We start from the raw sequence: 25,700 nt of genomic DNA on the forward strand, positions 1-25,700 counted from the left end.
CGGCTCAGTTGAGGTTGGGCGGTGCGGCGTCCCGGATTCCTTCCACGCCCAGCCGCGAGGCGAGCCCGGTCTCCCGCTGGACCATCCGGCGCACCAGCGCCAACCGGTCAGCCGTCCCAGGGGTCTCCAGCAGGCGCTGCCGGTCGCCCCGGTCGAGGTCGACCGCCTCCGCGGCCCACCACGCGAGACCGCGCGCGTCCCGGGGCGCGTCCGGGGTCGCGAGACCGGCGGCCCGGCAGTGGCTCTCGACTGCCAGGGTGAGCTGCGCCGCCTCGCGGGCGGCCCGGTCGGGGTCGTCGTCGCGGTCCTCGAGCCATTCGACGATCCCCGTCGTCCACGGGGTGCCGGCTTCCGCGTCGACGGCGTCCAGGCGGAACCGGCGGGTCCCGTGGGCCGTGGCCAGGTAGAGACCGTCGGTGAGCTCGATCACCCGGTCCAGCGTGGCCCAGCAACCGATCTCGTGCAGAGCGGTGATCTGGTCGCCCACCTCCCAGCCGTGCCGGATGCCCACGACCCCGAACCCGGACTCCTGGCCTTCGCTGTCGATGATGTGGCGCAGCAGCTCGACGTAGCGTTCCTCGAAGATCTGCAACGGCAGACGCGCTCCGGGAAGCAGGGCGGTGCCGAGAGGGAAGAGGGGCACCGACGGCATACCGGAACTGTAGGCCGGTCCGCGACGCCAGCACGACCGGGCGGTCAGACCTTCTGGTTGGCCCGCACATCCCAGCCGAACACCTGGGGTTCGGCGAGCGTCCCGTCGGGGTTCTGGGCCCGATGCGTGACGGTGACCTTGACGGGCGTGAGCGACACGTCCTCCTCGGCCCAGTCATTTCCCGTGGCCTCCTCGGTCGTCCAGGCGGTGACGAGGATGTCCTCCATCGCCACCTCCAACACGTCCCTGCCGGGGTCGCCGGCCGTGACCACCGTGAGGGTTCCTGTCGCGATGTGCTTGCCGCTCGCGACGAGGGCCATGAGCGCAGGGGAGGCCGAGTCGACCTGCTTCGTCACCTGCAGCGGGGAGAAGGCGACCTTGCCCGCTCCCCCACCGCCTCCGAACTGCACCCCACCGCTGTTCTCCAGGCCCCAAGACCAGCGGAGCAGCTCGATCTCCTTGGCGTGCCGGGAGTCTGCTGACTCGCCGGGGATGTCGTCGAGCCTGAGGAAGAACGTGAGGGGCATGACTGTCTCCTGTCGGGTAGGCCGTACGAGCGTTGCGTCCGCACCGTGATACACCCTGCGACGCACCGGCGGCAGGATGCGGCAGTCTTCGGTCATGCAGTCCTTCTCCCGGTCCGGTCTCGACTTCGACGTCACCGACCGTGGGCCTGAGGGGCCCGACCGTGGGCCTGAGCGGGCTGAGGGGTCCCCCGCCGTCGTGCTGCTGCACGGTTTCCCCGAGGACCGGCACTCGTGGGACCAGGTGAGCGAGCGGCTCGTCACCGGTGGCCTGCGCACCCTGGCGCCCGACCAGCGCGGCTACAGCCCCGGCGCTCGCCCGACCGAGCCCTACCCGGAGGCGTACGCGATCTCCGAGCTGGTCGAAGACGTCGTGGCGCTGCTCGACGCGGCCGGGATCGACCGGGCTCACGTCGTCGGGCACGACTGGGGGGGCGCCGTCGCGTGGAGTCTCGCCGGCGCCCACCCGGAGCGGGTCGCCTCGCTCACTGTGCTGTCGACGCCGCACCCAGCGGCGCTGGCCCGGGCGCTGCGCGACCCGTGGCAGGCCCTGCACTCGACCTACATGGCCCTCTTCCAGCTGCCGCGCGTCCCCGAGGCGCTCCTCGCTCGCCAGCTGGTGCGCTGGCTGACGTCCTCCGGGCTGCCTTTGGCCTCGGCCGAACGGTATGCCGGCCGGATGCGAGAGCCTGGTGCGCTCCGCGGCGCCCTGGGCTGGTACCGCGCGATGCGCACCTCCCGCGGCACGGTGCACCGGACGCGCGTGCCCACGACCTTCGTCTGGGGCCGTCGCGACGGCTTCCTCGGGCGCAGGGCGGCGGAGACGACCGGCCAGTTCGTCCTGACCGACTACCGGTTCGTCGAGGTCGACGAGGGGCACTGGCTGCCCGAGGTCGCGCCCGACGTCTGTGCCCAGGAGATCCTCGCGCGCGTTCGTCAGGTGGCGCTGTGACCGACAGCTACTACGTCGCCCGCGCCGACGGGCTGTTCCAGCCCACCCGCCACGTGCAGGGTGCCTGGCATGACCACGAGCAGCACATGGCGCCCGTCTCCGGCCTCATCGTGCACGCCATCGACGCGCACGAGCCTCGTCCCGAGCTGCAGCTCGCGCGGATCACGTTCGACATCCTCGGCGTGATCCCGGCCGAGCCGTCCGAGGTGGTGGTGACGACGGTGCGCCCCGGTCGCACGATCGAGCTCGTCGAAGCCACCCTCGTGGTGCAGGACCGACCGAGGGTCCGTGCGCGCGCCTGGCGGCTCGCCCGGCACGACAGTGGGGCCGTCGCGGGCGGGGAGCTCCCGGAGCTGCCGGAGCCCGGCACGTTCGAGTCCTGGGACGGGACGAAGGTGTGGAAGGGCGGCTACATCGCGTCGTTGGAAGCACGGGCCGACCCCGCCAACGTGCCGGGCCGTGGGCGGACCTGGCTCCGGACCGACGTCACTCTTGTCGAGGGGGTCGAGGTGAGCCCGACCGCGGCCTATGTCGGGCTGTTGGACACCGCGAACGGGATGGTGGTGCGCGAGAGCCCGCGCCAGTGGATGTTCCCCAACGTCGACCTCACCGTCCATCTGTTCCGTCAACCCACAGCAGGATGGGTGGGTTTCGACACGACCGTGGTGTTCGGGCCTGACGGAGTCGGGCTCACCAGCACGACCCTGCACGACAGCCACGGACCCGTGGGGCGCTGCGAACAGGCCCTCACCGTCAGGGAGCTGACAACCGGGGGGTGAGTGAGCTCACTCGCCCGGATAGACGACCCCGACCTGCCGGCGCGCCTCGTCCAGGACGGCCATCACGGCTCGCGAGTCGTCCCAGGTCATCCGGGGGCTCTCGTGACGGCCCTCGGCGACACAGCGCGCCATCTCGGCGACCTCGAACTGGAAACCGTTCTCGACACGGCCGTCGAACTCCGCGACGACGGTACGCGCCCGGTCGGCCCGGCGCAGCCGGATCGCGTTGGCGCCATAGAAGTCCCCGTCGATCTCGATGCTGCCCTCGGTGCCTGACACGACGGCCGTGGTGGGGGTCTTGGCCCACAACGTGGTGTCCACCAACGCCGTCACCTTCGGCTCGGCGTAGCCCATCACCAGGGAGGCATGACCGTCCACGCCTGTCTCGGTGAGCCTGCCGACCGCGTGCACCTCGGTGGGCGGACCGAGCACGTCGACGGAGAACGCGACGGGGTAGACGCCGAGATCGAGCAGGGCGCCCCCCGCGAGGTTCGGGTCCTTGAGCCGGTGCTCGACCGGCAGGTCGAGAGCCTGGCCATGGTCGGCAGTGAGCGTAACGATCTCTCCGAGCGCACCCGCGGCGATCCGCTCGTGCATCCAGGCGATGTGCGGCAGGTGCCGGGTCCACATCGCCTCCATCGCGAACACGCCGTATCGCTCGGCGGCGGCGAAGATGGCGTCGACCTCGGAGCCGTTGCGCGCCAACGCCTTCTCGATCAGGACATGCTTGCCCGCCGTGATCGCCAACAGGGCGTGCTCGAGGTGTCCCGAGTGTGGTGAGGCGACGTAGACGGCCTGGACCTCGTCGTCGAGGACGAGCTGGTCATAGGCGGCATACGACCGGGGTATGCCGTGTCTTGCCGCGAACTCCTCGGCTCGCCTACCGTCGCGCGAGCCGACGGCGACGACACTGCCAGCGGTGAAGTCGCGCACCGCCTCGGCCAGCTTGTTCGCGATACCGCCGGGCGCGATGATGCCCCACCGCAGCGGAGGTGCGTCGCGAGGGTCAGGGACGTTCACGATGCGGGCTCCTCGACGGGGGCGCGGAAGGCTTCCTCGTCGGCGGTCATCAGCAGATCCATGAAGTGGAGCGCGTCGCGCCGACGGCGGAACGGGTTGCGGTAGAGGGACGGCTTCGTCGGCCGGTTGCGGATCCGTAGACACTCCTCCAGCAACCGCTCCCACTCCGGCTCGCAGACCCCGAGAGCCCACTCACCAGCCCCACACTTGGACGTCACCCGGCCGGTGCTGAGCATGTAGTGCAGGCGGGTGACTCCCAGCACTCCCGACGTCGGAGCCCAGCCGCCGAGACTGCCGAGACCCGCACTGGAGAAGATGTTCGCCGAGCGGAACCACCACGGCGTCCAGTGCGACTTGAGGGTGTCGAGGCACCATTCGCGCAGCATCTCGGGGTCGCGCGCGATGCTCCTGCGGTCGAGCGACGGCCCGTGCACGTGCAGCCCGTGCTCCGCCATCTCGTGCCAGACCAGGATGGACGGGACCCAGTTCGACCCGGCATGGATCACACCACCCCGGGCGTGCAGGCCGAGCGTCGTGTCGCGGTCGGGGGGTGCCGCGAGGTCGGACCAACGCAGGTAGTAGCCCTCGAAACGCGGTTCGGGATGCCGCAACGTCAGGCGCTCGTGGATGTCGGCGATCAGCACTCGCTGGATCTCGTCGGGCTCGGTGTGAACCACCGTGACGAAGTCGATGTCACTCCAGGCGGGATGGAAGTCGCCGAGCGCCACCGAGCCGGTGAGATAGACCCCGTCGACGAGCCCCGGAACGGTCGCGTCCAGGTCGGCGAGGTACTCCTCGACGACCCGCGCCACGGCGTTCGAGACGTTGACGGGCAGGGCGTCCGGTTCGAGCGTGGTCGTCACGCTCGAAACCTATGTGTGACTGGAGTGAAAGTTGAGCAACCTCGCGGCGTGGTCGACCGAATCGTGACCTCGGCGCCGCGGGGCTCACTCCATGCTCACTCGATGCTCACTCGATGCTCACTCCATGCTCACTCCATGCTCACTCGATGACGGTCGTGATGTCCGTGCCGAGCGTGATCGTGCGGCTCACCGTGCAGAGCCGGTCATGGGACTTCGCCACGATGTCGGGCAGGATCGATCGTGCTGCGTCGCCGTCGTTGCCGTCCGGGTAGCGGACCCGGAAGGTCACCACGATGTCCTCCAGATGGTTGCCGCGCTCGTCTGCGACCTTCTCGGCCGCGACGTCGACGACGAACGACTGCGGCTCGGCCCGTCGCACGGTCAGATGGTCGACGTCGATGGCGGTGCAGCCCGCGATCCCGGCGAGGAGCAGCTCGACCGAGGTGAAGTCCCCCTCCTCGCCGAGCGAGAGGGTGTCACCCCTCGCGTTCGTCACCGTGTAGTGACCGGTCGTACGCCGCTCGAGGCTGACGCTGCGATGGCCCGGCTTCTCGGGCGGCAGCTCGGCCGGCCGCTCGCGTGGTGGCGGCTCGGGCGACGCGGGTGCCTCGGCTGACCTGGATGAGGCGTCCGGTCGGCCGCGTTCGGGAGGAGGCATGTCCGCAAGCGTACGTATGCTTCGAGCGCTGGCGGCGCGCCGGCTGGAGGGTGCCGTCAGGAGGCTCAAGGTGACCGATCGCGACTTGGAGCGAGGTCCGCGTCGAGACGCGGACGTCCCAGTGGACGGGTCGGCCCCATCAGGTGCCCGGTCAGGTGCCCGGTCAGGTGCCCGGTCAGGTGAGCAGTCGCGTCCCGACCGTCGCAGATGGCTCGGGCTGGTCGTCGTCAGCCTCGGGGTGGCGATGATCATCGTCGACTCGACCATCGTCAACGTCGCACTCCCGGCGATCATCCGCGAGCTGTCGATCACGTCCACGGACGCGCAGTGGGTGCAGGAGTCATACACGCTGGTCTTTGCCGCGCTGCTCCTCAGCTTCGGGCGTCTCGCCGACCGCTACGGGCGGCGGCTGCTCTTCCTGGCCGGGCTGCTCGTGTTCATCGTGGCGAGTGTGCTGGCAGCTCTGGGCCAGAACGGGCCGGAGCTGATCGGTGCGCGCATCCTGCAAGGTATTGGCGGAGCGGCGATGCTGCCGACCTCGCTGTCGATCATCAACGCCGAGTTCCGTGGCCGCGACCGGGGCATCGCGTTCGCCGTCTGGGGTTCGACCATCGGCGGCACCGCGGCTCTCGGCCCGCTGCTCGGCGGTTGGCTGACCACCTCGTTCTCCTGGCGGTGGGCGTTCGGCATCAACGTCCCCCTCGGCGTGCTGGTGATCGTCGGGCTGCTGCTGCTGGTTGGGGAGTCCAAGGGCGCGGATGTCCGGCCGGGGGTCGACCTCGGGGGGGCGCTGCTGTCGATAGTCGGTTTCGGCGGCGTCGTCTTCGCCTTGATCGAGGGCCGCAACTACGGATGGTGGGGCTCGCTGAAGCCGTTCAGCCTGCCGGGGCTGCCCTGGCCTTCCGGTGTCTCCCCCGTGCCGGTCTCGCTCGCGGTCGGGGTGCTGGCGCTCGTGCTGTTCGTCGTCGTCGAGCTGCGGCGCAACCGGGCCGACCAGGTCGTGATCCTCGATCTGCAGCTGTTCACCATCACCTCGTTCCGCAACGGCAACGTCGCCGCGGCGGTCGTCAGTCTCGGCGAGTTCGGTCTCCTCTTCTCGCTGCCCCTGTGGTTCCAGAACGTCCGCGGTTACTCGGCCTTCGAGACCGGTCTGGCCCTGCTCCCTCTCGCTGTGGGGAGCTTTGCGGCGAGCGGCCTCGGTGCCCAGGTCGGAGCTCGGCGCGGCGCGGCCTTCGTCGTGCGGCTCGGCATCGTCCTCGAGATCGTGGGCATCGCGGCCATCGGCCTGTTCGCCCGGGCGGACTCGGCGTGGTGGGTCACGGTGCCTTGTCTGTTCGTCTACGGCATGGGGGTCGGACTGGCGACCGCCCAGCTGACCGGCGTCGTCCTGGTCGACGTCCCCGTGGCGCAGAGCGGGCAGGGTTCCGCCACCCAAAGCACCTCGCGGCAGCTCGGCTCGGCACTGGGTATCGCCATTCTCGGGACCGTCCTGTTCACCAGCCTGGGTTCGAACCTCACGTCGGCGCTGGACGGTGCCCCCGGGCTTCCTGGTGGGCAGGGCAGCCAGCTGGTCGCAGCCGTCGTCGACAGTGCGGGTGCCGCCATCCCCAGCCTGGGCGCCAACCCCGCTACGGCGGCCGTCGCCGACGCCGCGCGGGTCGCCTTCACCGACGCCACCCGGGCGACCGCGTGGGTGGCCGTCGCCTTCCTGCTGCTCGGGCTGGCCGTCAGCTTCTCGCTGGGCCGCACCCCCGGCCAACACGAGGACTGAGGCGACCGCGTGAGCGCCTGGACCGCGTGGCACGGCGGATATCTCGACCCGAGGTCGTCGATCTCCCGACGCTTGCGGGTGATCCAGGCCGAGATCGACACCTGGCTCGACCTCACCTCGCCGCGGCCGGTCACCGTGCTCAGCGTCTGCGCCGGCGACGCCCGCGACCTCCTTGGGGTGCTGTCAGACCGTCACGACGCGGAGCGGGTGACGGCCACGCTGGTCGAGCTCGACCCTTCGCTCGCCGAGGAAGCGAGATCGGCGGCGGCGGCGTCCGGACTGACGGGAGTCACCGTTCTGCGGGCCGATGCCGGTGACCCGGCCATCTATGCCAACGTCCCGCGGGCAGATCTGGTGCTGCTCTGCGGTGTGCTCGGCAACATCGACGACGGCGATGTCGAACGAACCGTCGCGGCGGTTCGGACCTGGTGCGCGGACGGGGCGCGCGTCATCTGGACCCGGGCTCGACGAGAGCCGGACCTCACCCCCACGATCCGAACCTGGTTTGACGACAACGGTTTCGAGGACGTGGCCTATCACACGATCCCGGACAGCATCGCGGCTGTCGGCGTCACCGAGCTGGTGACGACGGACAAGCCTGGCCCTCCGACGAGGGCGCGCCCGGCCCCGTCGAGAACGGCGACCCGGATATTCAGGTTCGGCAGCTCCTCCACCAACGAGCGGACGGTCGCGGCGTACGAGGCCAAGGCGGAGCTCTACCGACAGTCCTTATCCGACGAATGGCCGTCCTGGATGGTGGAGCTCCACGACGAGGTCGCCGCTCGCCTGCCACCGGGTGCAGCGGTGCTCGAGATCGGCAGCGCGACCGGAGCCGCCGTGCGGGTGTTCCGGGAGCGAGGCATCAGAGTGCAGCCGACCGACGTCACCGACGCATTCCTGCGGATGATGCGCGGCGACGGGCTCGACCCCTGGCGGCTCGACATCCTGCACGACGAGATCACCGGGTCTTGGGACGCGATCCTCGCCTTGGCCGTGTTCCTGCACTTCCGCAGGGAGGAGCTCGGTCCCGTGCTCGAGCGGGTGCGGCGCGGTCTGGCTCCGGGGGGACTGCTGTCTTTCACGGTCAAGGACGGCGACGGAGAGAGCTGGAGTGACCACAAGCTCGGCCTGCCGCGCTGGTTCACCTACTGGCGTGCCGACGCCCTGCGGCCGTTCCTCGAGCGCCGCGGCTGGGACGTCGAGTCGCTCGAGCACCGGGCCGGGGCCCGGGACGACTGGCTGGTCGTGATCGCCAGACCGACCGGCCCGGGGGTCGCCTCGGGGTAAAATCGAGCGGTGAGCGAGAACCCGCAGCCGCCGTTCGACCCGACGCAGCAGATGCCGCAGCCGCCGCAGTACGGCGGGCTGCAGGACTCCCAGCCGCCGCAGCCCTACCAGCAGGCCCAGGCATACCAGCCTTCGCAGCCCTACCAGGGCTACTCGGCGCCGGCCTACACCCCGGCCTACGGGCAGTCGCCGGTGCGAGACCACCCCCAGGGCACGGTCGCCTTCGTGCTGGGGCTGCTCTCCGTCCTCGGTCTGACGATCCTCGGCCCGTTCGGCTGGTACTACGGGCGCAAGGTCGTTCGCGAGATCGACACCAACCCCAGCGCGTACTCCAACCGCGGGCTGGCGATGGCGGGCATGGTGCTGGGCATCATCGGCTCGGTCTTCCTGATCCTCCTCGTCGCGCTTGTCGCCGGCGGCATCATCCTCGCCGTCGTGGGCGCCGCGTCCAGTACCCCCTGAGCCACTGAGGTACCCCCTAAGCAACTGAGGTCAGCTGCGCGAGGCGGCCCGGTCGGCATACATCTCGAGGAAGCTCGCGATCCGGCCGATCGCCTCTTCGAGGTCGGGGACCGGCGGCAACGTGACGAGCCGGAAGTGGTCGGGCTCGAACCAGTTGAAGCCCGTGCCGTGGGTGACCAGGATCTTCTTGGCCCGCAACAGGTCGATGACGAACTGCTGGTCGTCCTCGATGGGGTACATCTGCGGGTCGAGACGGGGGAAGCAGTAGAGCGCGCCCTGTGGCTCGACGCAGGAGACGCCGGGGATGTCGTTGAGGAGCTTCGACGCGAGCTTGCTCTGGTCGTAGAACCGGCCGCCGGGGACGATGAGCTCGTTGATCGACTGGTAACCGCCGAGCGCCGTCTGGATGGCGTGCTGCCCGGGCACGTTGGCGCACATCCGCATGTTGGCCAGCAGGGTCAGTCCTTCGAGGAAGTCCTGGGCGAGATGCTTCGGGCCCGAGATCATCACCCAGCCTGCGCGGTAGCCGCACACGCGGTAGGCCTTGGAGAGGCCACTGAAGGTGAGACAGAGCACGTCGTCGTCGGCGAACGTGGCGGCATGGCGGTGGACATGGTCGTCGAAGATGATCTTCTCGTAGATCTCGTCGGCCATGACGACGAGCTGGTGGCGGCGCGCAATGTCGACGAGGCCGCGCACGGTCGCCTCGCTGTAGACCGCGCCCGTCGGGTTGTTCGGGTTGATGACCACGATCGCGTGGGTGCGCTCGGTGATCTTGGCCTCGATGTCCTCGAGGTCGGGGTTCCAGCCGTTCGCCTCGTCGCACCGGTAGTGGACCGCGGTGCCGCCGGTGAGGGTGACGGCGCCGGTCCACAGGGGGTAGTCGGGGGCGGGCACCAGGACCTCGTTGCCAGTGTCGATGAACGCGGTGAGCACCATCGAGATCAGCTCGGACACCCCGTTGCCGATGAAGACGTCGTCGGGGACCGTGTCGGTCAGGCCCCGCGACTGGTAGTACTGCGCGACGGCGGTGCGGGCGGAGTAGATGCCTCGTGAGTCGCTGTAGCCCTGCGCGTCAGGCAGGTTGTGCACCATGTCGACGAGGATCGCCTCCGGGGCCTCGAACCCGAACGGCGCCGTGTTGCCGATGTTCAGCTTGAGGATCTTGTGCCCCTCGGCTTCGAGGCGCTGGGCCTCCTGCAGGATCGGGCCCCGCACGTCGTAGCGCACGTGCTGCAGCTTCTTGCTCTGGACGATGCGGCGCATGAGGTCAGCCTCCCATCCCGGCCGTATGCCGGCCGCCGGGTTTCCGCGCGGACCCGACCGGCCAACCCCCGACCGGACTCACGCCTTTCCTCACCGGACTCACGCCTTTCCTCGCCGGACTCACGCGTTTGTGGTTTCTGCGGTCCTTTAGGGCCACAGAACCAGGAAGGGTGTGAGTTCTGTCGGGGGTGGGGTGCGGTCGGGGGTGGGGTGCGGTCGGGAGTGGGGTGCGGTCGGGGGGTGGGGTGCGGTCGGGGGGTGGGGTGCGGTCGAGGGGTGTCGAGGGGTGTCGAGGCGGAGAAGGGTCGGTCAGGCGTCGGCGGCGGTGATGACCATGGCCTCGCGGCGCTCGGCCTCGACCGATCCGACCTCCACGTCTTCCGGGTCGTCGATGTGCTGCAGGTAGGGCCGGGTCAGAGCGAGGACGCCCACGCCCAGGAGGACGGCGCCGGCGCCGACCCAGAACGGCAGGTGGACGCTGACCTCCTCGCCGAGCTTCCCGGCGAGCCACGGCGCGATGGCGCCGCCACCGAACCGGACGAAGCTGTATGCCGCCGAGGCCACCCCGCGCTCGACCGGGGCCGCCTTCATGACGGTCTCGGTGACGAGGGTGTTGTTAATGCCGAGGAACACGCCGGCCACGACCACGCAGGTCGCCAGGACGCTCTTGCTGTCGGTGCCGATGGCCATCACGGCCAGCAGGGCCGACAGCAGGGTCAGGTTCACCAGCAGCGTGGGCACGGTCCCGAACCGGCGCTGCAGCCGGGGCGCGACGAACACCGAGCTGTACGCCAGGGCGATGCCCCAGCCGAAGAAGATCAGGCCGATCTGGTGGGCACCCATGTCGAGCGGGAACGGGGTGAACGCCAGCAGGGTGAAGAAGCCGAAGTTGTAGAGCAGCGCGGTGATCGCGACGCCGAGCAGGCCGCGGTGCCGCAGCGCCCGGAACGGGTCCAGGATGCTCGTCGCCTTGGCGGCCGGAGGCGTCGCCGGCAGCAGCAAAGCGGTGACGACGAGAGCGATCGCCATGAGGACCGAGACGCCGAAGAACGGTCCGCGCCAAGAGATCCCGCCAAGCACACCGCCGACCAGCGGACCCACCGCGATGCCCAGGCCGAGCGCCGCCTCATACAGGATGATCGCCTGCGCGACCGAGCCGCGAGCCGAGCTGACGATGGTCGCGAGCGCCGTGGCGACGAACAGGGCGTTGCCGAGACCCCACAGAGCGCGCCAGCCGACGATGCCCATGACCGTGCTCGACGAGCCCGCGAGGGCCGCGCCGGCGATGATGATGACCAACCCGATCAGCAGGGTCTTCTTGGCGCCGATCCGGCTGGACACCACGCCGGTAATGAGCATCGCGACACCCATCACGGCCATGTAGCTGGTGAACAGCAACGACACCTGGGATGGGGTCGCGTTCAGCTGGTCGGCGATCGGCTTGAGGATCGGGTCGACGAGCCCGATGCCCATGAAGGCGATGACGGAGGCGAAGGCTACGGCCCAGACGGCCTTGGGTTGGTGCCACATGATGGTGTGGTCACTCCTTGGTGGGGTGTTGGATGGACGGCTCGTGGGTGGTGCCGACGTCGGCGAGGATCTGCCGCAGGATCGCGACCGCCTCGGCCAAGATCCCTCGGTCATCGGCGCCGAGGTTGGCGAGGGCCGGTTCCACGACCGCAGCGCGGACGGCGCGCGCCTGGTCGAGTGCGGCCCGGCCGGCCGCCGTGATCGAGACGAGTACGGCCCGGGCGTCAGACGGGTCGGGTCGCCGCTCGACCCAGCCGCCGGCCTCGAGCCGCTGGACCTGGGTCGTCATGGTCGGCTGGCGGCAGTGGTCGGCGGCCGCGAGCTCGGAGATCCTCGCCGCACCGTCCTGCTCGACCTGCGCGAGAAGCCGCACCTGCGCATACGGGAGGTCGATGTCGGCCCGCTGGGTCGCGAGCCGGTTGAGCCGAGCGACGACACCGAGCAGGTCGGACCCGAGCGACTCGGGAGCGACGGCCATGGCGATGCGCATGTTTTACACTTTACATAGATTCCCTATGCAACTCAAGTGGCACGTTCGCGCAGCGGGGCGGAGACACCCACCGCGGCCGGCTCCGTCGAGCCTCAGAGGGCGGGCACCGGCTCGTTCGCCCAGGTGACGACGCGCCACCCCGACGTCGGGTCGCCCTCGAGCACGATGACCGCCGTGTTGTAGAGCCGGGACGCGGCGATGAACCCCTTGTCGACGTTCACCGCTCGCGCGCCGACCCAGGCGCGGATCACTGCGCCGTGGCTGACGATTGCCGCCACCTCGTGCGCCGCCACCTCGTCGACGACCTCGTCGTAGCGACGCATCACCTCGACGCCGGACTCGCCACCCGGGACCCGCGCGTGCGGGTCGCCGTCGGCCCAGCGGTAGAGCACTGCCAGGTATGCCTCCCACGAGCCGTCGTCGGGGGCCATCTCGTACTCACCCGCCTGGATCTCGCGCAGACCGGGGCGGACCACCGCGTCGAGGCCGCGTGCGGCCGCGAGGGGGCCGGCGGTCTGCTGGGTCCGGACGAGGTCCGAGACGTAGATCGCGCCCAACGGCTCGTCCGCGAGAGCGTCGACGAGCGCGTCGGCCTGCTCGCGGCCGGTCGCGCTGAGGTCCGCCCCCGGCGGCGCCGTGTCGAGGAGGCGGTCGGCGTTCGCCGTCGTCTCGGCGTGCCGGATCAGGAGGAGTCTCACGCGGACAGGCTAGGTGCACGCCCCTGCGTCCGACCAAACGGTCGCCCTGGCCACCACACCGTCGGACGCAGGCTAGGTACCGGCCGCTGCGTCCGACGAAACGGTCGCCCTGGCCACCACACCGTCGGACGCAGGCTCGCGCGACACAGGCGGCGGATCACGGTCCGATCAGCAGCCGGGCGAGGACGGCGGCAGCGACGACCAGCAGGCCGCCGAGCACGGCGAGGGTGTCGGCCAGGTGCCAGGGAGCGTCGGCAGCACGAGTGCGCCGGTATGCCGCGGCGAACCCGCGCGCGTCCATCGCCAACGCGAGGACACCAGCCTGCGCCAGCGCGCCGACCAGGAGGGCGAGCGTCGTCGTCCCGGCCTCGCGGACCCGGCCGACTACCGACCGTCCGGCGCCGACACCCCGGATCCGGCGGGCCTGGGTCAGCTCCGACCACAACGCGCCGAACGACGCGAGCCGCTGCATCGCTGCCGTCGCCGCCACCACGGGACGGGGCGGCAGGTGGAGCCGCTCCGTCAGGTGGTCCCCCAGCGCGTCGGGGTTCACGAACGGGAGCAGCACGACCGACGGGAGCACGAGCGAGAGCACCCGCAGCATCGCGCCCACGGCGATCTCCACGTCCCGCCCGCCCAGCAACCAGGTCGACCACCCGACCCCCAGGACACCGACGAGGGCCGGAAGCAGGCGTACCAGGGTTCGTCGGGCTCTCCCCCGCGGCCGAGGACCCGAACCGGGCGCCGCGAGCGCGACCAGGCCGAGGGCGGCCTCGGCGGACAGCACCGCGAGCGCCTCGGTCCACGAGTCGACCAAGGCAGGCAGTGGCAGGACGAGCAGGCACGCAACCAGCAGCGACAGCGGGCCACAGCGGGCCGCGAGCGAGGTCCGGGTGGTCTCGGGCCGGTCCGCTGCACGTTGCTCTGGTGGGTTCAGCAGCCGTTCGTCGTCGGCCAGGGCCCGCACCGCGTCGTCGTGGGTGGCGACGACCACAGCGGACCCCGCAGTGCGGACAGCGTCGAGGATCCCGACGACCGCCGCCCAGGTCAGGCGGTCCTGCCCGACGGTCGGCTCGTCGGCGAGCACGAGCACGGGTTGGTGGACAACGGCGGCCGCCACGGCCAGTCGGCGCTGTTCCCCGCCGGACAGGTGCCGTGGGTCGGCGGCCGCGAGGTGGGAGAGGCCGAGGCGGTCGAGTAGGGCGTCGGCTCGTGCGCGGGCCACGGCCGGGTCCGTCCCGACCGCTTCGGAGGTGGCCGTGACCTCGTCCCGGACGGTGCGTCTGATGATCGTGCTCGACGCTCGCTGGGGAACCCACGCGACCGCACGGGCCAGGTCGACGGAGGGCAGCGCGTCGGGGTGCCGGGGAACGTCGATGTGCGGTCCGTCCCCGGTCCCGGCCAGCACCACGCTCCCGGCACTGGGAGCGACGAGTCCGCCGAGCGCGGCGAGCAACGTCGACTTACCCGACCCGCTGGGCCCGACGAGGGCGACGGTTCGGCCCGCGCGGACGTCCAGGTCGACGCCGGCGACCGCAGTCGTGACGCGCTCGACCCCGCTCAGCGGCCGGGATACCCGACGAACCGTCAGCCCGCGGGCCGATGCGACGACCCGCCCCGACCTTGTCTCGCACTCGTCGAAGAGCCCGGTGAGGTCGAGCGGCGCCGGATCCGGCCGGCCGGGCACCCAGATCCCCGCCGCCGCGAGCTCGTCCCCCCGCTCCGCGAGAACCTCCCCCGGAGGCCCGTCGGCGACGAGCGCCCCGCGCCCGTCGAGAACGACGAGTCGGTCAACGAAGTCGCCGAGCCCACTGCTTCCGAGCCCACTGCTTCCGAGCCCACTGTCGCCCAGCCCACTGTCGCCGAGCCCACTGCTTCCGAGCCCACTGTCGCCCAGCCCACTGTCTCCGAGCCCACTGTCTCCGAGCCCACTGTCGCCGAGCCCACTGTCGCCGAGCCACGGACCCAGCCGGTGCTCGACAAGGACCGTGGTGAGCTCGCGTTCGCGCACGACCTGGGCCACGACGGCGCGCACGGAGGCCGCGTTGTCCGGGTCGAGCATCGCGGTGGGCTCGTCGAGCAGCAGCACCCGCGGCGACATGGCCAGGGCGCCGGCCAGCGCCAGCCGCTGGGACTCCCCGCCGGACAGCGAGTCGGGGTTCGCCTCGGCTGCGCCGGACAGCCCCACCTCCGTGAGCGCACGGGCGATGGGGGCGGCCATCTCGCCGCGAGGCATACCGAGGTTCTCCAGGCCGAACGCGACGTCGCGCCACACGCTCGAGGCGACCACGCCGGCGCCCGGGTCCTGCAGCACCAGACCGACGGAGCCTGGGACGGCAGCCGGGTCCATTCCGTCGACGGTGATGCTGCCCGCGACATCACCGGCGTCGGCGGTCAGCAATAGCCCGGCCACGGCCCGCAGCAGCGTCGACTTGCCCGACCCGCTCGGGCCGACGAGCAGGATGCGCTCGCCTGCGCGGATGTGCAGCGAGAGGTCGTCGAGAACCGGCCGGGTGCGTCCGTACGGGCGCCACGTGAGGTGCTCGACGTCGACCACCGCTCCCGACGTGGTCGAGTGCGGCAGTCCAAGGGAGCGGACCTCAGACAGCGCTGGCCTCCCGGACCTCCTGCCCGGGTGGCAGCGCGTTCAACGCCCCGGCCCGGGCCAGACCCGTCGTGAGGAGCCAGCCGAGCCCCCCGGCAACGAGGCCGCCGGCAACGGTGAAAACGACGAGGTAGACGACCTTGTAGGTCATGTCCCAGTCCGTCCAGTAGGCGTACCACTCGTAGACCGCCTCCATCGGGGCGGCGAGCGCCCCCGACAGGATCGCCGCACCGAGCATGAAGGACGCGTAGGACAAGAGCGCGAACCCGATCTCGGCGCCGAGTCCCTGCAGCGCGCCGGAGACCAGCGTGGTTACGCCCCACTGGCTGCCGATCAGTCCCTCGACGCTGGCGGCGACGATCTCGGCGAACAGCGCCGCGCCGGGACGCCGGATGACGAGTCCGCCGACCACCCCGGCCATCAGCCACGGCGCGGCGGTGATCCCGACGAGCGGGGGGAAGACGGTGGTGAGGGCGGCGCTGGGCGCTGTATAGGCCAGTCCCCAGCCCCAGTAGGCGACCCCGAAGGCGACGCCGATGAAGGCGCAGGTCAGCAGGTCGATGGTGCGCCACCGCGCCAGCGGGCGGGTGGCGAGGATGGTGCGAGGTGAAACGGTGCTCATGTGGTGCTCCCGAGGTCGGATGGATCGTGTCCTCGAGGAGGTGTCTCCCGGCCTACCGAGATCGTCGGTATGCCGAGAGCGCACCTGAGATTTCCCGACTTCCTTCGCCGGTGCTAACCGGAGCAGGTTCGAGGGTCTGCGGCGGACCGCACTCTCAGCGCTTGTGGGGCGCTCCCCTGTCGTTCGTGGAGATGACATTACCCCGGCGAAGTGCGAGAGTCGCCTTCAGTGCAGGAGCGAGTTCGCAGGCGGACGTGAGGAAGGGCCACCATGGGCAGCATCGGATGGAAGCTGATGGCGACGGGGGCTGCCCTGGCGGCGGGCACGGTCGCGACCAAGCTCGTCGAGGTCGGGTGGCGGGCGATCTCCGGACGCGACGCCCCCAACGACCCCACACAGGTCGAGGACTCCAGCTGGAAGGAGGCGCTCCTCTTCGCGGCCATCATGGGGCTGGCCGTGGGAGCGGCGCGCGTCGCCGCGGAGCGCAAGGCCACCGAGTACTACATCAAGTCGACCGGACACGCGCCCGGCGAGGCTTCGGCAACCGACTGAGCCTCACCAGGAGAAGGCGCGCCAGGCGCGGAAGTTCTCCATCCTGACCACCGCGACCGCACCGGTGCCGGCAATGATCCGCACCCGCGGCCGCGGTGCCAGCGCATCGAGCGGACCCAGCTCGGCACTGGCGCCGTCGGCAGCATGAGCCATCGACTGCCCCGAGAGCTGGATCAGCGCGGTCGCCCCAGCGATGCTGAGGGGACGTCCCGACGAGAGGTCGGCAACGCGCACCTGGGCGCTCATCCGGCTCTGCACCGTCATCACGTTGAGGATGCTCACGGGGCCACCGGTCAGGCGGGCGTGGGTCTCGGCCGCCCCGTCGAACGCGAACGGTTCCAACGGGACCAGTTTTGTCTCGACTCCGGCGACGTCGAGGACGACCCCGTCACCGGGGGTCGTCGTGAGCAGCGTGGCCCAGCGTTGGACGCCCGGGAACGTCGAGAAGTCCGCGTCCTTATTGATGTCCGCGACGCTCAGCCGCCACACGAAATGCGGCCCGCGGACGCCGAGCAGACGACGGGTGATCTCCCGGGTCGAGCCCTGCCCGTTCTTCCACGCGGTGGCAGGCCGTTCGTCGAACCGGATCAGACCCAGCGAATGGGGGGCGGACGCCATCAGGGTGTAAGCACGAGACGGCGGGCAATCGGCACGCCTGCACGATACGAGAGATGCAGGTGCGACGGTGCATCCAGCACGGTTATTCCTCCTCGCGAGCCTGCGACGATCCGTCCGATGTCGGACCGCCGCAGTGATTGTGCCCCACCGGCCGTCGCGGCCCGCAGCGCCTCGTCCGGAGTGAGGCGCATCTCCCGCACGGCGAGGGCGATCACGAAGGGCATCGAGGAGCTGTAGCAGGTGCCGGGGTTGCAGTCGCTCGCGAGTGCGACGGTCACGCCGGCGTCGATCAGCGCTCGTGCATCGGGGTAGTTCGAGCGGGTCGAGAACTCCACTCCCGGAAGGAGTGTCGCGACGGTCGTACTGCCGGCGAGCGTCTCGATATCGGCTGCCGTCAGGTGCGTGCAGTGGTCGACGCTGGCCGCTCCCAGCTCGACGGCCAGCCGGACGCCGGGACCGGGGCCGAGCTGGTTGCCGTGAACGCGAATGCCAAGGCCGGCGTCCCGCCCGGCTTCGAGGATCGCTCGCGACTCGTCCGCGTCGAACGCGTGAGGGCTGTGCGGCTCGCAGAAGACGTCCACCCAGGTGGCGTAACCGCGGGCACCGTCGAGCATAGGACCCGTGACGAGGTCGACGTACTCGCTTCTGCGGTGACGGAACTCGGGTGGGATGACGTGTGCTCCGAGGAAGGTCACCTCATCGCTCACCTCGCCGGCCAGTCGCAGGAGGCGGGTCTCGTTGTCGACGTCCAGGCCGTATCCGGACTTGATCTCGACGACTCCCGTGCCCTGGGCGCGCATCTCGTCGAGGCGGGTCCTGAGCAGGTGGCGCAGGTCGTCGTCGCTCGCGGCCCGGGTGGCGGCGACGGTGCTCGCGATGCCACCGCCGTCGTAGGCCGTCCCGCTCATCCGGGCGGCGAACTCGGCGCTGCGGTCGCCAGCGAAGACGAGGTGGGTGTGGCTGTCGACGAAGGCGGGGACGACGGCCTGACCGTCGAGGAAAACCCGTCGGTCTGCGGCAGGTCCGTTGTCACTGTTGATGGTTCGCCCGACCCAGAGGACCTGCTCGTCGTCCCCGACGACGATGGCGGCGCCCCGGATGGTCCCCATGGCGTCCTCGGCGTCCGGATGGGTGGGGTCGAGCGTCGTCAGCTCGGCGATCCCGGTGACGAGGGTCGTCACCGATCGTCCCGCAGAGCGTCGAACGCGTCGCGAAGGAGAGGGGCGATCGAGCCCAGCCGGACGTGTTCGCCTCGCTCGACGATGACATCCCCGCCGACGACCACCATTGCCACGTCGGAAGCCGTTGCGGCATAGAGGATCTGGCCGGCCTTGCTGCCAACCGTGCGCACCGTGTCGTCCCGGACCACGACGAAGTCAGCCAGGGCGCCAGGGGCGAGGACACCACCACCGAACCAGCCGAGACTGCGGTACCCGTTCGCCGAGGCAGCACGCAGCAGCTCGTCCGGGCGGAACCGGCCTCGCTCGTTGGTGACCAGCCGCTCGTGCATCTCGAGCCCACGGACCTCCTCGAACGGGTCGATGACGGCGTGCTGGTCCGAGCCGAGGCTGAGGCTGACGCCGGCGTCTGAGAGCTCGCGGGCCGGTCCGATCCCGTCCGCCAGGTCGCGTTCGGTGGTGGGACAGAAAGCGGCCTGGGCGTCGGCGGAGCCCAGCAGTTTCACGTCGTCGGCGCTCAGGTGCGTTGCGTGGACCGCCGTCAGGTCGGGCCGCAGCACACCGGTGTCGGCGAGCAGCCGGGTTGGGGAGCACCCGTGGACGATCTCGCAGGCCATGTTCTCGGCGGGCTGCTCGGACAGGTGCACGTGTAGCGGCATATCGGCGACGAGCGCGCCGAGCGTCTCCAGCGCGGGTCTCGGCACCGCGCGCACCGAATGGATCGCAGCCCCGAACCGCACCTTCGCCCTGCTACCCGTGCCGAAGGAGGCAGCGAAGTCAGACATCCGCTCCCACCAGGCGTCCACAGTCCCGTCGCTGAAACGTTGCTGGACCCGGTCGGGGGGCAGGTAGCCGTTGCCGTTCAACCCGCCGGCGAGATAACAGGTGTCGAGCAGGGTTATCCGCAGCCCGGCCTCCGCCGCTGCGGCGACGAGCGCACCGCTCATCGCGTTCGGGTCGGAGTACCGGCGGCCGTCGACGTCGTGGTGGAGGTAGTGGAACTCACCCACGACGGTCGTGCCGGCTAGAGCCATCTCGGCGTAGGTCGCCCGCGCCAGCGCCAGGTAGGTGTCGGGGTCGAGCCGCCGCGTCACCGCATACATCTGCTCGCGCCACGACCAGAAGTCGCCGGCCCCCCCGTGCGTGCGCCCTCTCAGTGCACGATGAAAGGCGTGGCTGTGGGTGTTGGCGAGCCCCGGCAGGACGACGCCCGCGAGACGTAGGTCGTCGGAGTGCGCGTGAACCCGCGGTTCGACGCGGACGAATCGGCCGGCCTCGACCGAAAGACGCACTCCTGCAGCCGGTCCCGTGGAAAGCCAGGCATGCTCGGCCCAGTATGTTGTCTGGGTCACCGCGGGCGTCGACGGCGTCAAGGCCGCACGCCGGTGAGATCCGCGACGACGGCGGCGAGCGCCGCCACCCCGAGGTGGCAGTCGGCGGTCTCGGCGTGCTCGAGAGGCGAGTGCGAGACGCCGGTGGGGTTGCGAACGAAAAGCATTGCCGACGGTATGCCTGCGGTGGCCAGGATCCCCGCGTCGTGCCCGGCGCCGGTGCCGAGCAGCGGCGTGGCCGGTCCGAGCAGATCCTGCAGGCGGGTGGTGAGGTCCGGGTCGAAGGTCGTCGCGGGCGTCCACGACTCCTCGGTGAGCGTCCCCCGGTGGACCCCGACGGCGTTCCGCACCTCGTCGACGAGCCGGCGGACCGCGCGCTCGTCGGAGCCCCGGCCGTCGAGCCAGGCGGTGACGTGGCTCGCGATCGCGTTCACGCCGCCGGGCTCGACCCGTACCTTGCCGACCGTGGCTACGCAGCCCTGCCGGCCCGCTGACTCCCGAGCCGCGACGACGAGGCCGGCCAACGCGAGCATGGCATCGTCACGGTCCTCGAGGCGGGTGGTCCCCGCGTGGTTCGCCGTGCCGGGAAGGTCCACGCGCCACCGCCCGTGCGGCCAGATGTCTGATCCCACAGCGACGGCCGCGAGAGCCTGGTCGTAGCGGCCGGGGTCGGCGAGCGCCCGTCCCTGCTCGACGTGCAGCTCGACGAACCCGATGAGTCGCGCCATGGCCTCGGGGTCCGGTCCGACCTGGCCCGGGTCATGCCCGGAGGTCCGCAGCGCCTCGGCCATCGTCACGCCGTCGGCGTCGCGCAACGCCAGGGCCCGGGCGGGTTCGAGAGCTGCGGTGACCAGCCGCGAACCGGCGCAGGCGATCCCGAACCGGGCACCCTCCTCGTCGCGGAACCGCACCACGGCGAGCGGGATACCGGGGGTACGACGCGCGGCCTGTAACGCATCCACCACGGCCAGGGCCGAGACGACGCCGAGCGGACCGTCGAAGGCGCCCCCGTCCGGCACCGAGTCGAGGTGGGACCCGATTGCGACGCCACCGCGTCGACCGTCGACCCGGACGTCGTCGGGACTGCCCCACCACGCCCATTGGTTACCGGCACGGTCCGCCACGACATCGAGACCGCGGCGGCCGGCCTGCTCCGCGAACCAGGTGGCGAGCTCGGCGTCCTCGCGCGTCCAGGCATACCTGCGATAACCGCCGGTATGCGTGTCGCGGCCGACCGGGGCCAGCTCGCCCCACATCCGGTCGAAGGAACGCCGCACCGACGCATCCAGGGTCCCGGCGTCGACGACGGCGCTCATACCCCCAACCTAGGCTGTCGCACGTGAGGTCTCCCGATAAGCAGCCCAACGAACCGGCTCTCGATGCCGGACCCGGCCGTCGCCATCGAGGTGACCGGTTACGAGCGCGGCACCATCACCCCCTTCGGGTCGACCCACGCCTGGCCGGTCGTGGCTGACACCACCGTTGCCGGACGGACGGTGTCGATGGGTGGCGGCGGTCACGGCGTGAGCCTGACGCTGAGCGGCGACGACGTCATCGGCGTATTGGACGCCTCCATGGCCGACATCAGCGACTGACGGCGTCCTCGCGCGCGTCGCCACCGGCGCACTCCTGCATCGGCACCCGAACGCCGCGGTCCCGAGCGACGTCGTCGGCGAGGTCGTAGCCCGCGTCGACATGCCGGATGACGCCCATCCCCGGGTCGTTGGTGAGGACCCGCCGCAGCTTCTCGGCGGCGAGCGGGGTGCCGTCCGCCAACGAGACCTGTCCCGCGTGGATCGACCGCCCGATCCCGACTCCCCCGCCGTGGTGGATCGACACCCAGGAGGCGCCGGAAGCGGTGTTCACCAAGGCGTTGAGCAGCGGCCAGTCGGCGATCGCGTCCGACCCGTCGAGCATCGACTCGGTCTCGCGGTAGGGGCTGGCGACCGACCCGCAGTCGAGGTGGTCGCGTCCGATGACGATGGGCGCGCTGACCTGCCCACTCGCGACGAGGTCGTTGAACGCGAGCCCCGCCTTGTCGCGTTCGCCATAGCCCAGCCAGCAGATCCGGGCCGGCAGGCCCTGGAAGGCGATCTTCTCCCGAGCGCCGCGCATCCACTTCTGCAGCCGGTCGTTGTCCGGGAACAGGTCCATCACCGCGCGGTCGGTGGTGTCGATGTCCTTCGGGTCACCCGAGAGTGCGACCCAGCGGAACGGACCTTTGCCCTCGCAGAACAGCGGCCGGATGTAGGCCGGCACGAACCCGGGGAAGTCGAACGCCCTTTCGTAGCCTCCATGCCGGGCCTCGTCACGGATCGAGTTGCCGTAGTCGAAGACTTCGGCACCGTTGTCCTGGAACCCGACCATCGCCTCGACGTGCTTCGCCATCGAGGCGCGCGCCCGGTCGGTGAACTCCTCGGGCTTGCGCTGGGCGTAGTCGTGCCAGTCCTCCACGGAGATGCCCTCGGGCAGGTAGGAGAGCGGGTCGTGCGCGGAGGTCTGGTCGGTGACGATGTCGATCTCGACGCCGCGTCGGAGCAGCTCGGGGAGGACCTCCGCGCAGTTTCCCACGACCCCGATGCTGTACGCGCGCCGAGCTGCCTTGGCCTGCAACGCCTGGGCGACGGCGTCATCGAGGTCGGCGGCGACCGCGTCGAGATAGCGTTGCTCGACCCGACGTCGTAGGCGCGCCCCGTCGACGTCGACCACGAGGCAGACGCCCTCGTTGAGCGTGACGGCCAGCGGCTGTGCGCCACCCATCCCCCCGCAGCCACCGGTCAGGGTGAGCGTCCCCGCCAAGGTGCCGTCACCATGACTCTGCCCGCCCTGACGGGCGGCGAGCTTCTCCGCCACGGCCGCGAACGTCTCGTAGGTGCCCTGGACGATGCCCTGGGTCCCGATGTAGATCCACGAACCGGCGGTCATCTGGCCGTACATCGTCAGGCCGAGGTGCTCGAGGCGGCGGAACTCGGGCCAGTTCGCCCAGTCGGGAACAAGGTTCGAGTTGGCGATGAGCACCCGGGGGGCCCACTCATGGGTCTGCATGACGCCGACCGGGCGCCCCGACTGGACGAGCATCGTCTCGTCGGGAGCGAGCGTGGTGAGGGTGCGGACCATCGCGTCGAAGGAGCGCCAGTCGCGGGCGGCCCGACCGGTACCTCCGTAGACGACGAGGTCGTCCGGGCGCTCCGCCACTTCGGGGTCGAGGTTGTTCATCAGCATGCGCAGCGGCGCCTCGGTGGTCCACGACCGGGTGGTCAGCGTGGTCCCTCGGGGGGCGCGAACGGGGCGGGCACCATCCATGGTGAGCTCTCCTTGTTCTCGGTCGGCGTTCTCGGTCGGTTCTCGGTGTCAGTTCTCGGTGTCAGTTCTCGGTGTCAGCTCAGGGGACCGGTGACGGTCTCCGCGGCCGTGACCACGCCACCGGAGGCGACCAGCGCGACGGCGGCCGCGATCTCCGGGGCGAGGAACCGGTCGGGTCCCGGCCCCGGAGCCGTGGCACGCAGTGCGTCGACGACGGCCCGGGTGGCCGGCGCCGCGGACAGCGGGGCCCGCAGGTCGAGTCCGCGCGCGGCGGTGAGCAGCTCGACGGCGAGGACTCGCGTCAGTCCGTCGACCGACCGGCGGAGCTTGCGCGCCGCCGACCAGCCCATCGACACGTGGTCCTCCTGCATCGCGCTGCTCGGGATCGAGTCCACGCTGGCCGGGTTCGCGAGACGTTTCAGCTCCGACACGATCGCCGCCTGGGTGTACTGCGCGATCATGTGCCCCGAGTCGACGCCCGGGTCGTCGGCGAGGAACGGCGGCAGCCCGTTGTTACGTGCGACGTCGAGGAACCGGTCGGTGCGACGTTCCGAGATGCTCGCCAGGTCGGCAGCCACGATCGCGAGGAAGTCGAGCACGTAGGCGAGCGGCGCACCGTGGAAGTTGCCGTTCGACGCGACCCGACCGTCGAGGGTGACGACCGGGTTGTCGACCGCAGCCGCCAGCTCCCAGCCCGCCACCCGACGGGCATGGTCGAGGGTGTCCCGGGCGGCTCCGGCCACCTGAGGAGCGCAGCGGAGCGAGTATGCGTCCTGGACCCGCGTGCAGTCGGCGGTCCGGTGCGACTCACGGATCACGCTGTCGTGCAGAACCGCTCGCATGTTGGCGGCAGACGCCATCTGTCCCGGATGGGGTCGCAGCTGCTGCAGGTCGGCCGCGAAGACGTCGTCCGTGCCCAACAGTCCTTCGACGCTCATCGCGGCCGTGACGTCGGCGGTCGTGACCAGGCGTTCGAGGTCCGCGATGGCCAGGACCAACATCCCGAGCATCCCGTCGGTCCCGTTGATCAGCGCCAGACCCTCCTTTTCGCGAAGCACGACAGGCTCGATCCCATTGTCTCGCAAAGCGACCCCGGCGTCGGTCAGCGAACCGTCGCGCAGACGTATCGGCCCCTCGCCCATCGCCGCCAACGCGCAGTGGGCGAGCGGGGCCAGGTCACCTGAGCACCCCAGCGACCCGTACTCATGGACCACCGGGGTGATCCCGGCATCGAGCATTCGGGCGTAGGTGAGCGCGGTCGCATCGCGCACCCCGGTGCGGCCGGTGGCCAGGGTGGACAGGCGCAACAGCATGGTCGCGCGCACGACCTCGCGCTCGACCTCCGGGCCGGATCCGGCGGCGTGCGAGCGGACCAGACTGCGCTGCAGCTGCGCGCGCAGGTGCACGGGGATGTGCTTCGTCGCGAGCGCCCCGAACCCGGTGGAGACGCCGTAGTGCGGCTCGACATCGTCGGCGAGCGCTTCGATGACCGTCCGGCTGGCGCGGACCGAGGCAACAGCCTCGTCGGTCAGCCGCACCGGCGCCTCATGACGGGCCACCGCAACGACGTCCTCGAAGGTCAGCGGGCCGACCCCGACGAGGACCTGCACGGTGCCGGGGGTGACGTCCGGGGTGAGCGTCTGCGTCATGCACCCATTGCATCGCCAACCCGCCCCGGCCGGGTCGCCGCCACCGCCAAAGTGTCTCGGATTCGAGACGGGAGGATGATCTTCCCATGCCGAACGCGCCCGCAGCAGGCCAGGCTCTCGCCGTGCTCGGGTTGCTGTCGAGGCATACCCAGCCCCTGCCTGCCGCCTCCATCGCGCGACAGCTGGGGCTGGCCCGGTCCTCCACCTACCATCTGCTGGCCGTCCTGCAGGAGCACGGGTTCGTGGTGCACCTGCGGGAGGAACGTCGCTACGGCCTCGGGATCGCCGCCTTTGAGCTCGGTTCCGCCTACTCTCGGCAGACGCCGCTCCAGCGGCTCGCCCGCCCCCTCCTGACTCGTCTCGTGGACGAGACGCGGCACAACGCACACTTCGCGGTGCTGCACGGCAGCGACGTCCTCTACCTCGTGGAGGAGCGCGCTCCGCGCCGCCCCTCGCTGGTGACCGACGTCGGCGTCCGCCTCCCAGCGCACCTCGCGGCCAGCGGGCTGGCCATGCTGGCCGCGCTGCCCACGGCCCAGGTGCGTGCGCTGTACCCGTCGAGGGCCACGTTCGTGCAGCGGCACGGCGTCGGACCGGCGACCCCCGGGCAGCTGCGGTCGGTCCTGACCGCGACGAGAACGCGTGGGTATGCCGTCGAGCACGGCACCGTCACCCCAGACCTCGCGTCGGTCGCCTCCGCGGTCCTGGACCACGGCGGACACCCCGTCGCCGCCTTCGCGCTGACCTACGAGGACGAGCGCGTCGACCCCTCGACGGAGGCCGAGCTCGCCCACGCAACCATGACGAGCGCCCTCGCGTTGAGCCGCAGGATCGGCGGGGTCCGTGGGGTCACACCGGCACGGTCAGCCCACCTGCCGCCTGGGTAACCA

The 25,700-nt window shown here is 70.8% G+C and carries 25 protein-coding genes and 1 riboswitch; of the genes, 8 read left to right on the forward strand and 17 right to left on the reverse strand.

What is annotated here, in order from left to right:
* Positions 1-4 precede the first annotated feature (4 nt).
* Together ABI385_RS13500 and ABI385_RS13505 are read right to left on the reverse strand one after the other, a co-directional pair.
* A complete protein-coding gene (locus tag ABI385_RS13500) occupies positions 5-652 on the reverse strand; it encodes an LON peptidase substrate-binding domain-containing protein (RefSeq protein ID WP_348104272.1) in 648 nt (215 codons plus the stop codon).
* Between the two features lie 44 nt (positions 653-696).
* Entirely contained in the window at positions 697-1,179 is a 483-nt protein-coding gene (locus tag ABI385_RS13505; protein WP_348104273.1) for a type VI secretion system tube protein Hcp, read from the reverse strand.
* Between the two features lie 94 nt (positions 1,180-1,273).
* Between ABI385_RS13505 and ABI385_RS13510 the strand changes: the two genes are divergently transcribed.
* Together ABI385_RS13510 and ABI385_RS13515 are read left to right on the forward strand one after the other, a co-directional pair.
* Entirely contained in the window at positions 1,274-2,128 is an 855-nt protein-coding gene (locus tag ABI385_RS13510) for an alpha/beta hydrolase (protein WP_348104274.1), read from the forward strand.
* Entirely contained in the window at positions 2,125-2,907 is a 783-nt protein-coding gene (locus ABI385_RS13515; RefSeq protein WP_348104275.1) for a thioesterase family protein, read from the forward strand. The genes ABI385_RS13510 and ABI385_RS13515 overlap by 4 nt, the downstream gene beginning before the upstream one ends.
* A 6-nt stretch (positions 2,908-2,913) precedes the next feature.
* Here the strand turns inward: ABI385_RS13515 and ABI385_RS13520 are convergent, their stop codons facing one another.
* From ABI385_RS13520 to ABI385_RS13530, 3 genes are all read right to left on the reverse strand, one after another.
* Positions 2,914-3,927, reverse strand: a complete 1,014-nt coding sequence (locus tag ABI385_RS13520) for a Gfo/Idh/MocA family oxidoreductase (protein ID WP_348104276.1) — start codon at positions 3,925-3,927, stop codon at positions 2,914-2,916.
* Entirely contained in the window at positions 3,924-4,790 is an 867-nt protein-coding gene (locus tag ABI385_RS13525) for an aminoglycoside adenylyltransferase domain-containing protein (protein WP_348104277.1), read from the reverse strand. The genes ABI385_RS13520 and ABI385_RS13525 overlap by 4 nt, the downstream gene beginning before the upstream one ends.
* Positions 4,791-4,929: 139 nt before the next feature.
* Entirely contained in the window at positions 4,930-5,448 is a 519-nt protein-coding gene (locus tag ABI385_RS13530) for an OsmC family protein (protein ID WP_348104278.1), read from the reverse strand.
* 217 nt (positions 5,449-5,665) lie between these two features.
* Here ABI385_RS13530 and ABI385_RS13535 point away from each other — a divergent pair, with 217 nt between their 5' ends.
* Genes ABI385_RS13535 through ABI385_RS13545 form a run of 3 tightly spaced genes read left to right on the forward strand, consistent with a single transcriptional unit; the run spans position 5,666 to position 8,968 of the window.
* Positions 5,666-7,219 carry an MFS transporter gene (locus ABI385_RS13535; protein WP_348104306.1) on the forward strand — a complete coding sequence of 518 codons (1,554 nt, stop codon included), beginning with the start codon at positions 5,666-5,668 and terminating at the stop codon, positions 7,217-7,219.
* 9 nt (positions 7,220-7,228) lie between these two features.
* On the forward strand, positions 7,229-8,506 hold the full coding sequence (locus ABI385_RS13540) for a class I SAM-dependent methyltransferase (RefSeq protein ID WP_348104279.1): 1,278 nt from the start codon (positions 7,229-7,231) through the stop codon (positions 8,504-8,506).
* Positions 8,507-8,515: 9 nt separating this feature from the next.
* Positions 8,516-8,968, forward strand: a complete 453-nt coding sequence (locus ABI385_RS13545) for a DUF4190 domain-containing protein (protein WP_348104280.1) — start codon at positions 8,516-8,518, stop codon at positions 8,966-8,968.
* A 30-nt stretch (positions 8,969-8,998) separates the two neighbouring features.
* Here ABI385_RS13545 and ABI385_RS13550 read toward each other — a convergent pair whose 3' ends face one another.
* The 6 genes from ABI385_RS13550 to ABI385_RS13575 all read right to left on the reverse strand — a co-directional run bounded on the left by ABI385_RS13550 (position 8,999) and on the right by ABI385_RS13575 (position 16,179).
* A complete protein-coding gene (locus tag ABI385_RS13550; RefSeq protein WP_348104281.1) occupies positions 8,999-10,234 on the reverse strand; it encodes a pyridoxal phosphate-dependent aminotransferase in 1,236 nt (411 codons plus the stop codon).
* Positions 10,235-10,543: 309 nt separating this feature from the next.
* Positions 10,544-11,764 carry an MFS transporter gene (locus ABI385_RS13555; RefSeq protein WP_348104282.1) on the reverse strand — a complete coding sequence of 407 codons (1,221 nt, stop codon included), beginning with the start codon at positions 11,762-11,764 and terminating at the stop codon, positions 10,544-10,546.
* 10 nt (positions 11,765-11,774) lie between these two features.
* Entirely contained in the window at positions 11,775-12,254 is a 480-nt protein-coding gene (locus tag ABI385_RS13560) for a MarR family transcriptional regulator (protein WP_348104283.1), read from the reverse strand.
* A gap of 92 nt (positions 12,255-12,346) precedes the next feature.
* Positions 12,347-12,952 (reverse strand): histidine phosphatase family protein, encoded by a 606-nt coding sequence (locus tag ABI385_RS13565; protein WP_348104284.1) that lies wholly within the window; start codon positions 12,950-12,952, stop codon positions 12,347-12,349.
* 157 nt (positions 12,953-13,109) lie between these two features.
* The gene (locus ABI385_RS13570; protein ID WP_348104285.1) at positions 13,110-15,509 is read right to left on the reverse strand and encodes an ATP-binding cassette domain-containing protein; all 2,400 of its coding nucleotides are present in this window, start codon (positions 15,507-15,509) and stop codon (positions 13,110-13,112) included.
* A 43-nt stretch (positions 15,510-15,552) separates the two neighbouring features.
* On the reverse strand, positions 15,553-16,179 hold the full coding sequence (locus tag ABI385_RS13575) for an ECF transporter S component (protein ID WP_348104286.1): 627 nt from the start codon (positions 16,177-16,179) through the stop codon (positions 15,553-15,555).
* Positions 16,180-16,261: 82 nt separating this feature from the next.
* Positions 16,262-16,367, reverse strand: a riboswitch (TPP riboswitch).
* An 82-nt stretch (positions 16,368-16,449) separates the two neighbouring features.
* On the opposite strand from ABI385_RS13575, the gene ABI385_RS13580 reads away from it, so the two are divergent.
* Positions 16,450-16,731 (forward strand): DUF4235 domain-containing protein, encoded by a 282-nt coding sequence (locus tag ABI385_RS13580; protein WP_348104287.1) that lies wholly within the window; start codon positions 16,450-16,452, stop codon positions 16,729-16,731.
* 3 nt (positions 16,732-16,734) lie between these two features.
* Here the strand turns inward: ABI385_RS13580 and ABI385_RS13585 are convergent, their stop codons facing one another.
* The 4 genes from ABI385_RS13585 to ABI385_RS13600 are packed head-to-tail and all read right to left on the reverse strand — an operon-like array spanning position 16,735 to position 21,174.
* The gene (locus tag ABI385_RS13585; RefSeq protein ID WP_348104288.1) at positions 16,735-17,349 is read right to left on the reverse strand and encodes a HutD family protein; all 615 of its coding nucleotides are present in this window, start codon (positions 17,347-17,349) and stop codon (positions 16,735-16,737) included.
* Positions 17,349-18,530 (reverse strand): imidazolonepropionase, encoded by a 1,182-nt coding sequence (gene hutI, locus ABI385_RS13590; protein WP_348104289.1) that lies wholly within the window; start codon positions 18,528-18,530, stop codon positions 17,349-17,351. Before hutI ends, ABI385_RS13585 begins: the two co-directional genes overlap by 1 nt.
* Complete coding sequence (locus ABI385_RS13595) at positions 18,527-19,879, reverse strand: formimidoylglutamate deiminase (protein WP_348104290.1); 1,353 nt, start codon at positions 19,877-19,879, stop codon at positions 18,527-18,529. The genes hutI and ABI385_RS13595 overlap by 4 nt, the downstream gene beginning before the upstream one ends.
* A gap of 17 nt (positions 19,880-19,896) precedes the next feature.
* Positions 19,897-21,174: an allantoate amidohydrolase gene (locus tag ABI385_RS13600; RefSeq protein ID WP_348104291.1), complete on the reverse strand. Its 1,278-nt coding sequence runs from the start codon at positions 21,172-21,174 to the stop codon at positions 19,897-19,899.
* Between the two features lie 63 nt (positions 21,175-21,237).
* On the opposite strand from ABI385_RS13600, the gene ABI385_RS13605 reads away from it, so the two are divergent.
* A complete protein-coding gene (locus tag ABI385_RS13605) occupies positions 21,238-21,453 on the forward strand; it encodes a YbaK/EbsC family protein (RefSeq protein WP_348104292.1) in 216 nt (71 codons plus the stop codon).
* Here ABI385_RS13605 and hutU read toward each other — a convergent pair.
* Positions 21,443-23,161 (reverse strand): urocanate hydratase, encoded by a 1,719-nt coding sequence (gene hutU / locus ABI385_RS13610; protein ID WP_348104293.1) that lies wholly within the window; start codon positions 23,159-23,161, stop codon positions 21,443-21,445. The genes ABI385_RS13605 and hutU overlap by 11 nt on opposite strands.
* Positions 23,162-23,235: 74 nt before the next feature.
* Positions 23,236-24,810, reverse strand: coding sequence for a histidine ammonia-lyase (gene hutH / locus ABI385_RS13615; RefSeq protein ID WP_348104294.1), 1,575 nt, complete (start codon positions 24,808-24,810; stop codon positions 23,236-23,238).
* 86 nt (positions 24,811-24,896) lie between these two features.
* Here hutH and ABI385_RS13620 point away from each other — a divergent pair, with 86 nt between their 5' ends.
* Positions 24,897-25,697, forward strand: coding sequence for an IclR family transcriptional regulator (locus tag ABI385_RS13620; protein WP_348104295.1), 801 nt, complete (start codon positions 24,897-24,899; stop codon positions 25,695-25,697).
* Positions 25,698-25,700 lie beyond the last annotated feature (3 nt).

This window comes from Lapillicoccus sp. (genome assembly GCF_039935575.1).
GTDB lineage: Bacteria > Actinomycetota > Actinomycetes > Actinomycetales > Dermatophilaceae > Lapillicoccus.